Origin of the sequence: Pseudomonas ogarae, assembly GCF_014268695.2 — a bacterium.
In the GTDB taxonomy this organism is placed as follows: Bacteria; Pseudomonadota; Gammaproteobacteria; order Pseudomonadales; family Pseudomonadaceae; genus Aquipseudomonas; species Aquipseudomonas kilonensis.
The window spans coordinates 1,243,491-1,255,459 of record NZ_CP077086.1 but is presented as its reverse complement, the minus strand read 5'-3'; the positions used below and the strand labels follow the sequence as shown (position 1 = coordinate 1,255,459).

8 protein-coding genes are annotated in these 11,969 nt (G+C 62.7%); 6 read left to right on the top strand and 2 right to left on the bottom strand.

All coding sequences use genetic code 11. From position 1 onward, the window contains the following. Nucleotides 1-10 precede the first annotated feature (10 nt). The 6 genes from HU749_RS05300 to HU749_RS05275 all read left to right on the top strand — a co-directional run bounded on the left by HU749_RS05300 (nucleotide 11) and on the right by HU749_RS05275 (nucleotide 8,318). On the top strand, nucleotides 11-727 hold the full coding sequence (locus HU749_RS05300; RefSeq protein ID WP_014336595.1) for an ABC transporter permease: 717 nt from the start codon (nucleotides 11-13) through the stop codon (nucleotides 725-727). A 25-nt stretch (nucleotides 728-752) separates the two neighbouring features. Beyond that, a complete protein-coding gene (locus tag HU749_RS05295; protein WP_018611334.1) occupies nucleotides 753-1,655 on the top strand; it encodes a glycine betaine ABC transporter substrate-binding protein in 903 nt (300 codons plus the stop codon). Nucleotides 1,656-1,670: 15 nt separating this feature from the next. Beyond that, nucleotides 1,671-2,324, top strand: a complete 654-nt coding sequence (locus tag HU749_RS05290) for an ABC transporter permease (protein ID WP_003197757.1) — start codon at nucleotides 1,671-1,673, stop codon at nucleotides 2,322-2,324. Then, nucleotides 2,321-3,478: an osmoprotectant ABC transporter ATP-binding protein OsmV gene (locus HU749_RS05285; protein ID WP_095974219.1), complete on the top strand. Its 1,158-nt coding sequence runs from the start codon at nucleotides 2,321-2,323 to the stop codon at nucleotides 3,476-3,478. Before HU749_RS05290 ends, HU749_RS05285 begins: the two co-directional genes overlap by 4 nt. A gap of 485 nt (nucleotides 3,479-3,963) precedes the next feature. Then, entirely contained in the window at nucleotides 3,964-5,127 is a 1,164-nt protein-coding gene (locus tag HU749_RS05280) for a type III PLP-dependent enzyme (RefSeq protein WP_018611340.1), read from the top strand. A 665-nt stretch (nucleotides 5,128-5,792) separates the two neighbouring features. After that, on the top strand, nucleotides 5,793-8,318 hold the full coding sequence (locus HU749_RS05275) for a PepSY domain-containing protein (RefSeq protein ID WP_186650601.1): 2,526 nt from the start codon (nucleotides 5,793-5,795) through the stop codon (nucleotides 8,316-8,318). A 162-nt stretch (nucleotides 8,319-8,480) separates the two neighbouring features. On the opposite strand, the gene HU749_RS05270 is transcribed toward HU749_RS05275, so the two are convergent. Continuing rightward, nucleotides 8,481-10,022 (bottom strand): alkaline phosphatase D family protein, encoded by a 1,542-nt coding sequence (locus HU749_RS05270; protein WP_095974218.1) that lies wholly within the window; start codon nucleotides 10,020-10,022, stop codon nucleotides 8,481-8,483. A 191-nt stretch (nucleotides 10,023-10,213) separates the two neighbouring features. After that, nucleotides 10,214-11,959 carry a PTS fructose-like transporter subunit IIB gene (locus HU749_RS05265; protein WP_041475727.1) on the bottom strand — a complete coding sequence of 582 codons (1,746 nt, stop codon included), beginning with the start codon at nucleotides 11,957-11,959 and terminating at the stop codon, nucleotides 10,214-10,216. Between the last annotated feature and the right edge of the window lie 10 nt (nucleotides 11,960-11,969).

Below are 11,969 nucleotides of genomic sequence, written 5' to 3'. Positions count from 1 at the left end.
GAGTCCGCCTGTGGCTATCCGCTATGGCAAAGGGCTTATCGGGGGTGCGGTCGTCGTCGCTCTCCTGGCCCTGTTGGTCCACTGGATCGGCATCGATACGATCCAACGCTACCACGACGATCTGCTGTTCTACCTGCAAGCGCACCTGCTGCTGGTACTGGCTTCCATGCTGGCGGCCCTGCTCGTGGGCATTCCCGCCGGCATCGCCCTCAGTCGCCCCGGCATGGTCGGGCGCGCCGAACGCTTCATGCAAGTGTTCAACATCGGTAACACTGTGCCGCCCTTGGCCGTGCTGGCCATCGCCCTGGGCATCCTGGGCATCGGCAGCGGTCCCGCCATCTTCGCCCTGTTCCTCGCCTCGCTGTTGCCCATCGTGCGCAACACCTATGAAGGCCTGAAAAACGTCCAGGGCTCCCTCAAGGAAGCCGCCGTCGGCATCGGCATGACCCCGCGCCAGGTGCTGTGGAAAGTCGAGTTGCCCAACGCCGTGCCGATCATCGTCGGTGGCGTGCGCGTGGCACTGGCTATCAACGTCGGCACCGCGCCGCTGGCGTTCCTGATCGGCGCCAACAGCCTCGGCAGCCTGATCTTCCCCGGCATCGCCTTGAACAACCAGCCGCAGCTGTTGCTCGGCGCGGCCTGCACCGCCCTGCTGGCGTTGCTGCTCGACGGCCTGGTGACACTGGCCAGCCGCCTCTGGCTGGAACGCGGTCTGCGACCGTCATAAGCCGGCTGGATAAAGGAAATCGTTTATGAAGAAGTTGAGCTTGATACTGGGCTGCGTTCTGCTGTTCGCAGGATTCGCCCAAGCTGCTGAAAAACCGCTGATCCGCCTCGGCGCCCGGGTGTTTACAGAACAGACGTTGCTGGCGGAAATCACCGCGCAATACCTGCGCAGCAAGGGCTACGACGCGCAGATTACCGGCGGCCTGGGCAGCAACCTGGCCCGCAGCGCCCATGAAACCGGGCAACTGGACATGCTCTGGGAATACACCGGTGTGTCACTGGTGGCCTACAACCATGTCACGGAGAAACTCGACAGCGCCCAGTCCTACGCCCGTGTGAAAGAACTCGACGCGAAAAAAGGCCTGGTCTGGCTGACACCGTCGAAATTCAGCAACACCTACGCCCTGGCACTGCCGGAAAAAATCGCCCGCCAATACCCGCAGATCAACAGCATCAGCCAGTTGAACACGGTGCTGCAGGCCGAAGCCGATGACAATCATCTGGTGGCCCTGGACACCGAGTTCGCCAACCGCTCCGACGGCCTGGCGGGCATGGTCGAACAGTACGGCATGAACCTGACCCGCAAGAACATCCGGCAGATGGACGCAGGCCTGGTCTACACCGCCCTGCGCAACGGCCAGGTATTCGCCGGCCTGGTGTACACCACCGACGGCCGGTTGAACGCGTTCAAGCTGAAGTTGCTGGAAGACGACAAGCATTACTTCCCCGACTACACCGCCGCGCCGGTGGTGCGCCAGGCGTACCTCGACGCGCACCCGCAACTGGCCGCACAGCTCAAGCCCCTGGCCGAGCTGTTCGACGACGCAACCATGCGCCAGCTCAACGCCCGCGTGGACGTCAACCACGAAAGCCCTTCCACCGTTGCCGCCGATTTCCTGCGCCAGCATTCGCTGCTCTCAACCCAATGACCTGGAGGAAAAGCCATGGATTTTCTTGACGCCTTTTCCCATCTGGACTGGCCGCTGGTACTGCACCTGACCTGGCAGCACATCACCCTGGTGGGCATCGCCGTGACCCTGGCAATTGTTGTCGGTGTGCCGCTGGGCATCTTCATGACCCGCTTCCCGGCGCTCGCCGGCCCATTGCAGGCCAGCGCCACAGTGCTGCTGACGATTCCGTCGATTGCGCTGTTCGGCCTGCTGTTGCCGTTCTATTCCAAGTTCGGCCAAGGCCTGGGCCCGATGCCGGCGATCACCGCGGTGTTTCTCTATTCGCTGTTGCCGATCATGCGCAACACCTACCTGGCCCTGACCGGCGTCGAACCGGGCATCCGTGAAGCTGCCCGTGGCATCGGCATGACCTTCGGCCAGCGCCTGCGCATGGTCGAACTGCCCATCGCCGTGCCGGTGATCCTGGCCGGCGTACGCACCGCCGTGGTCATGAACATCGGCGTCATGACCATCGCCGCCACCATCGGCGCCGGTGGCCTGGGCGTGCTCATCCTCGCTTCCATCAGCCGCAGCGACATGTCGATGCTGATCGTCGGCGCCGTGCTGGTCAGTCTCCTGGCCATCTTCGCCGACCTGCTTCTGCAATGGCTGCAACGCTCGCTGACCCCAAAAGGATTACTGAAATGATCGAACTTCAAAACCTCAGCAAAACCTTCAAGAGCAACGGCAAGGACGTCAAGGCCGTGGACTCGGTGAACCTGACCGTCAACGAAGGCGAGATCTGCGTGTTCCTCGGGCCGTCGGGCTGCGGCAAAAGCACCACGCTGAAGATGATCAATCGCCTGATCCCGCCCACTTCGGGCAAGGTGTTGATCAACGGTGAAGACACCACCGGCCTGGACGAAGTGACCCTGCGCCGCAACATCGGTTATGTGATCCAGCAGATCGGCCTGTTCCCGAACATGACCATCGAGGAAAACATCACCGTGGTCCCGCGCCTGCTCGGCTGGGACAAGCAGAAATGCCACGACCGCGCCCGCGAGCTCATGAGCATGATCAAGCTCGAACCCAAGCAGTACCTGCATCGCTACCCCCGTGAACTGTCCGGTGGTCAGCAGCAGCGGATCGGCGTGATCCGGGCCCTGGCGGCCGATGCGCCGCTGCTGCTGATGGACGAACCCTTCGGCGCGGTGGACCCGATCAACCGCGAGATGATCCAGAACGAGTTCTTCGAGATGCAACGGGCGCTGAACAAGACCGTGATCATGGTCAGCCACGACATCGACGAAGCGATCAAGCTGGGAGACAAGATCGCGATCTTCCGCGGCGGCAAGCTGGTCCAGTTCGATCACCCGGACACGCTGCTGGCGCATCCGGCCGACGAGTTCGTCAGCAGCTTCGTCGGCCAGGACAGCACGCTCAAGCGCCTGTTGCTGGTCAAGGCCGAAGACGCGGCGGACAACGCCCCGTCGGTCAGCCCCGAGACGCCAGTGGGTGAGGCACTGGAGTTGATGGACGAACATGACCGTCGCTACCTGGTGGTCACCTGTGCCGAGAACAAGGCCCTGGGGTATGTGCGCCGTCGCGACCTGCACCGCCAGACCGGCACCTGCGGACAATACCTGCGCGAGTTCAACGCCACCGCAGCCTATGACGAACACCTGCGGATCCTGCTGTCGCGCATGTACGAGTTCAACCGTTCGTGGCTGCCGGTGTTGGATGCCGAGCGGGTATTCCTCGGCGAAGTGACCCAGGAATCGATTGCCGAGTACCTGAGCTCGGGGCGCTCGCGCGGGGGCAAGACCAGCATTGTCTCGCCGGCCGAGACTGCCTCAGTCTGACCAAGCACGACTGCTTTTGTGGCGAGGGAGCTTGCTCCCGCTGGGTCGCGCAGCGGCCCCAAAAAAGCGATGAGCGCTTCGCACTCAAGCGGGAGCAAGCTCCCTCGCCACAAAGGCAAAAGCCATATTGAGCAAGGTCGAATACCAATCCAAGGGAACATCAATCTGTCACGCTGGTCGGTTACATCATGAGCTGTCGCGGGCCGCACGACGGATGTGTGCAAAAACGCGACATTTTTAGTTGATCTCAGGCCCCTCACGCCCTAAAGTTCGCGCCGAACGTCCATGCTGGAAACGATCCATCCGGCTCAAGTACTGACGACGAGACAGCAAGGCCAAGGGAATCACGCATCCCGTGGCCTTTTTGCTTTCGGCGACATGCCTTGGGAAGTAGGCGAACCAAAGTGGGGATACGGAGGACGTTCACGAGGGCTGCTTGCCCTCACACCCATTGATCCTGATGTTTGCCAGTAGGAGTCCCAAGTATGTCGATCCAGGTCGAAGATTATTTCGCGCGCGAAACCTTCCAGAAAATGAAAGCGTTCGCCGACAAGCAGGAAACCCCCTTCGTGGTGATCGACACCGCGATGATCTCCAAGGCCTATGACGACCTGCGCGCCGGTTTCGAATTCGCCAAGGTCTACTACGCCGTCAAGGCCAACCCGGCGGTGGAAATCATCGACCTGCTCAAGGATAAAGGCTCGAACTTCGACATCGCCTCGATCTATGAGCTGGATAAGGTCATGAGCCGTGGCGTCGGCCCGGACCAGATCAGCTACGGCAACACCATCAAGAAATCCCGCGACATTCGCTACTTCTACGAGAAGGGCGTGCGTCTGTATGCCACCGACTCTGAAGCCGACCTGCGCAACATCGCCAAGGCCGCGCCGGGCTCGAAAGTCTATGTACGGATCCTCACCGAAGGCTCGACCACCGCTGACTGGCCGTTGTCGCGCAAGTTCGGCTGCCAGACCGACATGGCCATGGACCTGCTGATCCTGGCCCGCGACCTGGGCCTGGTGCCGTACGGCATTTCGTTCCACGTCGGCTCGCAACAACGCGACATTAGCGTCTGGGACGCGGCCATTGCCAAGGTCAAGGTGATCTTCGAGCGTCTGAAGGAAGAAGACGGCATTGTCCTTAAGCTGATCAACATGGGTGGCGGCTTCCCGGCCAACTACATCACCCGTACCAACAGCCTGGAAACCTACGCCGAGGAAATCATCCGTTTCCTCAAGGAAGACTTCGGCGACGACCTGCCGGAAATCATCCTGGAGCCGGGCCGTTCGTTGATCGCCAACGCCGGTATCCTGGTCAGCGAAGTGGTACTGGTGGCGCGCAAGTCCCGTACCGCCGTCGAGCGTTGGGTGTACACGGATGTGGGCAAGTTCTCCGGCCTGATCGAAACCATGGACGAAGCCATCAAGTTCCCGATCTGGACCGAGAAGAAAGGCGAGATGGAAGAAGTGGTCATCGCCGGGCCTACCTGTGACAGCGCCGACATCATGTATGAGAACTACAAGTACGGGTTGCCGTTGAACCTGGCTATTGGTGATCGCCTGTATTGGCTGTCGACCGGGGCCTATACCACCAGTTATAGCGCGGTGGAATTCAATGGCTTTCCGCCGCTGAAATCGTTTTACGTGTGATGTGTTTGGGCGCTTGAACCTCCGTAGTTCTTGCTCTGTCAGGTAATAAAAAGCGGCGCTTTTCAGAAATGGAAGGCGCCGTTTTTTTTGATGGGTTGGTGTGCAGATCCGTTATTTAGGTAACGGCTGCTTATGGTTCCGCCCTGACGGCGGGTCACTTTCGAAAAGCGCGGAAGCCGGCCCAGTCGAAAGTAACCAAAGCGCTTGTGCCCCACCACTCGGTGCCTCGCCTAGGCTCGGCATGCCTGAACGAAGGCATTGCTCCGTGGGCCGCCGCGAAGGGCCATCCATGGCCCAGCGCGGCTAACCCGGCATCCATGCCGGGTTGCCCACTGCGCAACACCTTCGTTCAGCCAGCGTGGTTAACGGGGCGCCGAGATCAACGTCCACCGCGAGGCGGCCTAACAGCCGGCCTGGCTCTCCCGGTCGTACACCCATCAGATCTGTTTGAGCAGGACCTGTGGGAGCAAAGCTTGCTCGCGAATGCGGTGTTCCAGTCAATGAAGATGTTGGATGTGCCGGCCTCTTCGCGAGCAGGCTCGCTCCCACAGGAGTTCTTCGCTCATGCAAATGATCGAAGCTTTTGGGTGTGTTTATGAATGCTTCTCGATAACACACGGCATAATGCACGCCGTGATGAACAGTAAATGAACAAGGCGAGCGACGTGTTGAAGAAAACCCTGTTCCAGTTGCACTGGTTTTTCGGCATCAGTGCCGGGCTGGTCCTGGCGTTGATGGGCGTTACCGGGGCGGTGGTGTCGTTCCAGGATGAAATCCTGCGGGCCTTGAACCCACAGGTGCTGATGGTCGAGAAGCAGCCGGCCGGCGTCCTGCCGCCTGCCGAGTTGGTGGAACAGATCGAGGCTGCCTCCGGCAAGACCGTCGCCATGCTCTGGGTCGAGACCGACAGCGGCAACGCCGCGCGGGTGATCTTTGCGGCGCCTCCTGGGGAAAAACGTGGCGCCATGCGCTATTTCAACCCTTACAACGCGCAGTTCATGGGCGATGTGACGGGCCAGGACTTCTTCGGCTTTGTGCTCAGGTTGCACCGCGTCCTGACCCTGGATGATGTCGGTCGGCAAATCACCGGGGCCTGCACGCTGATCCTGGTGTTTTTCTGCCTGTCCGGGCTGTACCTGCGCTGGCCGCGCCAATGGAAAAGCTGGCGCGCCTGGCTGACCCTCGACTGGGGGAAAAAAGGTCGGAGCTTCAATTGGGACCTGCACTCCGTGGCGGGCACCTGGTGCCTGGTGTTTTATCTGCTGGCGGCCCTGACCGGGCTGACCTGGTCCTACGAGTGGTACAACAAAGGCGTGACCCGCCTGCTCTCCGATTCACCGAAAGAGGAACGGGTGCGCAATCGTGGCCCGGTGCCGAGCGGTCCACTTCCCGTGGCCGATTACCGGGCCATGTGGAGCAGCATCTACAGCGCCGCCGGTCCGGGGCTGTCGTCCTATAACGTGCGCATGCCGCCCGTGGCCGGACAACCGGCGACCGTGTTCTACCTGCTGAAAAACTCGCCCCACGACCGGGCGCTGAACCAGCTCATCCTCGACCCGGCCACCGGTGTCATCAACCGGCACAGCCGCTACAGCGACAAGAGTTTCAAGGCGCAGTTGCTGACCAGTGTCTATGCCCTGCATGTCGGCAGTTACTTCGGCCTGGTCGGACGGATCCTGGTGACCATCGCCGCGCTGACCATGCCGCTGTTCTTCATCACCGGCTGGTTACTGTACCTGGACCGCCGCCGCAAGAAGCGCCACGTCAGAAACGCCCGTCAGGCCCTCATCGCCAACCCGGGCAATGCGCCGGCCTGGCTGATCGGCTTCGCCAGCCAAAGCGGTTTCGCCGAGCGACTGGCCTGGCAGACCGCCGGCCAACTCCAGGCCGCCGGCTTGCCCGTGAAGGTCCAGCCACTGGCCGGTGTGCGTGAGCAGGACCTGAACGACGCCACCCATGCGCTGTTTGTCGTCAGCACCTTTGGCGACGGCGAAGGGCCGGACAGTGCCCGAGGCTTCGAACGCAAGGTGCTGGGCCAGGCCTTGAGCCTGGAGCGCCTGCAGTATTCGGTGCTGGGCCTGGGCGACCGGCAATATGAACACTTCTGCGGCTTCGCCCGGCGCCTGCACGCCTGGCTGGCGGAACACGGCGGCAAGACCCTGTTCGCGCCGGTGGAAGTCGACAGCGGCGATCCTTACGCCCTGCGTCACTGGCAACAACAATTGGCGGAGCTGACCGGCCAAGCCCCGCTGGACACTTGGCAGGCGCCAAGCTTCGAAAACTGGACCCTCAGCCAGCGCACCCTGCTCAACCCCGACAGCAGCGGCTCGGGCGTGTACCTGCTGGGCCTCACCGCCCCCGGCCCGAGCAGTTGGCTGGCCGGTGACCTGGTGGAAATCCTGCCGCGCAATGACCTGTGGGCCATCGAACATTTCCTCGACGGACTCGGCCTCTCCGGCCACGCGCGCGTGCAAATCGATGGCCTGTCCCAGAGCCTCGACCAGGCCCTGGCGACCCGTCAACTGCCGGAAAACCGCGCCCACCTGGTCGGCCTGCATGCCCAGGCACTGGTGGATGCCCTGGCACCGCTGGCGATACGCGAGTACTCCATCGCCTCGATCCCGGCCGACGGTGTGCTGGAGTTGATTGTGCGCCAGGAACGTCACGCCGATGGCAGCCTGGGCGTCGGCTCCGGCTGGCTGACCGAACACGCACCGCTGGGGAGCGCCGTCAGCCTGCGACTGCGCCGCAACAGCAGCTTCCACCTGCCGGCCCAGGGTGTGCCGATGATCCTGCTGGGCAACGGCACCGGCCTGGCCGGCCTGCGCAGCCTGCTCAAGGCGCGCGTCACCGAGGGCATGCAGCGCAACTGGCTGCTGTTTGGCGAGCGCAACCGCGAACACGATTTCCACTGCCGCGATGAGTTGCAGGAATGGGTGACCTCGGGCGACCTGGAACGCCTGGACCTGGCCTTCTCCCGGGATCAGAAGCAGAAAGTCTACGTCCAGGACCGCCTGCTGGAATCGGCCGCGCTGCTCAAGCAATGGCTGGCCGACGGCGCGGTGATCTATGTCTGCGGCAGCTTGCAGGGCATGGCATCCGGGGTGGATCACGTGCTCAACAACGTGCTGGGGCGCGAGGAAGTGGAGCGGCTGATCGAGCAGGGGCGGTATCGGCGGGATGTCTACTGACAGACCCCCATCTTAAGTAACCCACCGCCCCCTTGTGGGAGCAAAGCTTGCTCGCGATGGCGAACTGTCAGTCAGCCACTTCTAGACAGATATACCGTTATCGCGAGCAAGCTTTGCTCCCACAGTGGCTTTTCCCACAGAGGTTCCTGGCCCGACTGACAGTCAAACCGGCTGCAACTTCTTCTCGAACACCGCCACGCCTTCCAGGTCCCGCAACACCACGCTCATCTCCCCGCTCTGCCCGTCGATGTTCACCTCGCCAAAGAACTGATACCCGGCGAACGGCGAGGTGTTCTGGGCCGGGGGCGCTTTCTGGAACACCACTTCCGGGCCGAAGGTCTTGTCCAGGGCATTGGGCCCGAAGCTGCCGGCATTCAATGGCCCGGCGACGAACTCCCAGAATGGTTCGAAATCCTGGAACGCGGCGTGTTCGGGGTGGTAGTGATGGGCGGCGCAATAGTGGACGTCGGCGGTGAGCCAGACGTAGTTGCGCACCTGATGCTTGCGCAGGTAGCCGAGCAGTTCGGCGACCTCCAGTTCACGCCCCTGGGCCGCGCCCGGGTCACCGTTGGCGACAGCTTCCCAGCGCGGCACGCCGGGGCTGACTTCGCCATCCGGCACACCCAGGCCAATGGGCATGTCGGCGGCGATGACTTTCCACTGGGCACGGGATTGCTTCAATTCGCGCTTGAGCCAATTCAACTGCTCACGCCCCAGGAACGGTTTGGCCGCGCCGAGGTTGGCGTCGTTGGCTTCGCGGTAGCTGCGCATGTCCAGCACGAACACATCCAGCAGCGGCCCGTAACCGAGCTTGCGGTAGATCCGTCCACCGCCGTCAGCCTTCTGCAAGCGCATCGGCGCGTATTCCAGCCAGGCCTGTCGCGCGCGCCCCACAAGGCTGTGGATATCCTTGGTCTGGTAGCGCTCGTCCAGTTGCTTGCCCGGCGACCAGTTGTTGACCACCTCATGGTCGTCCCACTGCCAGATCTGCGGCACTTCGGCATTGAAGCGACGGACGTTTTCGTCCATCAGGTTGTAGCGATAGTTGCCGCGATACTCATCCAGGGTCTCGGCAACCTTGCTCTTGGCTTCGGTGGTGAGGTTGCGCCAGACGCGTCCACCCTCAGCGGTGATTTGCGCCGGCACCGGGCCGTCGGCGTAGATGGTGTCGCCGCTGTGGATAAAAAAATCCGGCAGGCGCAGGCGCATGGCTTCGTAGATGCGCATGCCGCCGATGTCCGGGTTGATGCCGAAGCCCTGGCCGACGGTGTCACCACTCCAGACAAACCGGATGTTGCGCTTGAACTGTGGCACGCTGCGCAGGTGGCCGAGCCAGGGTTCGCTGGCGACACCGCTCTGGGCGTCTTCGAAATGCACTCGGTAGAAAATTGCCTGGTCGCGGGGCAGCCCGGTGAGTTCGACCCGGGCGGTGAAATCGCTGCGGGCGTCGGCCATGGGCGAGACGAAGCGGCGCGGATTGCTGAACGTGCTGCGGGTGTCCCACTCCACCACCATCCGCGCCGGACGGTCGCTGCGGCTCCAGATCATCGCCCGGTCGCCCTGCAAGTCGCCCGACTGCACACCGTCGGTGAGCACCGGCCGATCCTTGACCGAAGCCATCACCGCCGGCGCCAGCCCCGGCAACAACAACCCCGCCCCCACGGCTTGCATCACACGACGACGGCCCAGGTCGAATTCGCTCATGGTGTTCTCCCTTGAAATGGGAAAACTTAAGCATGGCTCTGTGAAGTGGGTGTGACAGGAATTTTATGACCACCCCAAAACCACTGTGGGAGCGAGCTTGCTCGCGATGGCAGGGTGTCAGGCAACCTATTTGTCGACTGATACACCGCTATCGCGAGCAAGCTCGCTCCCACAGGGGAGAACAGGGTTGGTCAGGCTTTTGCCGGCTCCAACGCCATCTCTACCACCTCAGGCCGCTTGAGCAGCGCATACGCCACCCCAGTCAGCAGGCTCCCCGCCACGATCGCCAGCAGGTACAACAGCGCATGGTTGATGGCGTTGGGGATCAGCATCACGAACAGGCCGCCGTGGGGGGCCATGAGCTTGCAGCCGAAGTACATCGACAGCGCACCGGTCAGCGCGCCGCCGGCAATGCTGGCCGGGATCACCCGCAGCGGATCCTTGGCCGCGAACGGGATCGCGCCTTCAGAGATGAAGCACAGCCCCAGCACCAGCGCGGCTTTACCGGCCTCGCGCTCGGTCTGGGCGAATTTGCGCCGGGCGATGAAGGTGGCGATGCCCAGGCCAATCGGCGGCACCATGCCGGCGGCCATGGCCGCGGCCATCGGTGCATAACTCTGGGAAGCCAGCAGCCCCACCGAAAACGCGTAGGCAGCCTTGTTGATCGGCCCACCGAGGTCGACGCACATCATCGCCCCCAGCAACACGCCCAGCAGAATCGCATTGGTGGTGCCCATGCTGTCGAGGAAGTGGGTCAGGGCGTCGAGCATCCCCGCCACCGGTTTACCGACGATGTAGATCATCACCAGGCCGGTGAACAGGCTCGCCAGCAGCGGAATGATCAGGATCGGCTTGAGCGCTTCCAGGCTCTGGGGCAAACGCGCATAGCGGTTGATCGCCTTGGCCGTGTAACCGGCCAGGAAACCGGCGATGATCCCGCCAATGAAGCCGGCGCCGAGGGTGCTCGCCAGCAACCCGCCGATCATGCCTGGCGCCAGGCCTGGCCGGTCGGCGATGGAATAGGCGATGTAGCCGGCCAGCAGCGGCACCATCAATTTGAACGCGGTTTCGCCGCCGATCTGCATCAGCGCGGCTGCCAGGGTTCCAGGTTCCTTGAAGGCCTCGATACCGAACACGAACGACAAGGCGATCATCAAACCACCGGCCACCACCATCGGCAACATGAACGATACGCCCGTCAGCAGGTGCTTATAGGCACCGCTTTTTTCCGCTTTCGCCGGCCCCGAGGCGGCGCCACTCGCCGCGCTTTCCTGCCGCCCTTCGGCCAAGGCTTTTTTCAGCGTGGCTTCGGCCTGTTTCAAGGCAATGCCGGTGCCACAACGATAAATTTTCTTGCCGGCAAAACGTTCGGTGGCAACTTCGATATCAGTCGCCAGCAGTACCACATCGGCCTCGGCGATTGCCTCGGGGCTCAACGGATTGCGCGCGCCCACCGAGCCTTGGGTTTCGATCTTCAGGTCGTAACCCAAGCGCGCCGCCGCCTGCTGCAAGGCTTCGGCGGCCATGAAGGTGTGTGCAACGCCGGTCGGGCAAGCCGTGATCGCAACCAGGCGTGGAGCGCGCTCGGTCGACGTCGCCGGCTCTTGCGCGAACACGTCGGCCTCGCCCAGAACCTCAGCTTCTTCGGCGCCACGACGCAGCACCGCATCAACGTCCTGGAGAGCCAGGGCCGGTGTGCTGCGGAACACCCGCTTGCCAACAAACCGCGACAGGTCCACCGGGCCGCTGGCGACCAGCAACACCCACTCGGCCGCTTCGAGGGTCGCGGCCGACAACTGGCGCTCCGGATGGGCCGCGTCATGGACTTCGACACTGGTACTCCAACCCTGGCGCTGCGCCGCAGCGTCCAGCAGGCGGGCGCACAACACACTGGTAACCATGCCGTTCGGGCAGGCCGTCACAATGGCTAGTTTCATTCTTGCTAAC

What these genes read in the sequence shown, in the direction of transcription:
- HU749_RS05295 (WP_018611334.1), top strand. Translation starts at nt 753, where the DNA reads ATGAAGAAGTTGAGCTTGATACTGGGCTGCGTTCTGCTGTTCGCAGGA.
- HU749_RS05290 (WP_003197757.1), top strand. Translation starts at nt 1,671, where the DNA reads ATGGATTTTCTTGACGCCTTTTCCCATCTGGACTGGCCGCTGGTACTG.
- HU749_RS05285 (WP_095974219.1), top strand. Translation starts at nt 2,321, where the DNA reads ATGATCGAACTTCAAAACCTCAGCAAAACCTTCAAGAGCAACGGCAAG.
- HU749_RS05280 (WP_018611340.1), top strand. Translation starts at nt 3,964, where the DNA reads ATGTCGATCCAGGTCGAAGATTATTTCGCGCGCGAAACCTTCCAGAAA.
- HU749_RS05270 (WP_095974218.1), bottom strand. Translation starts at nt 10,022, where the DNA reads ATGAGCGAATTCGACCTGGGCCGTCGTCGTGTGATGCAAGCCGTGGGG.
- HU749_RS05265 (WP_041475727.1), bottom strand. Translation starts at nt 11,959, where the DNA reads ATGAAACTAGCCATTGTGACGGCCTGCCCGAACGGCATGGTTACCAGT.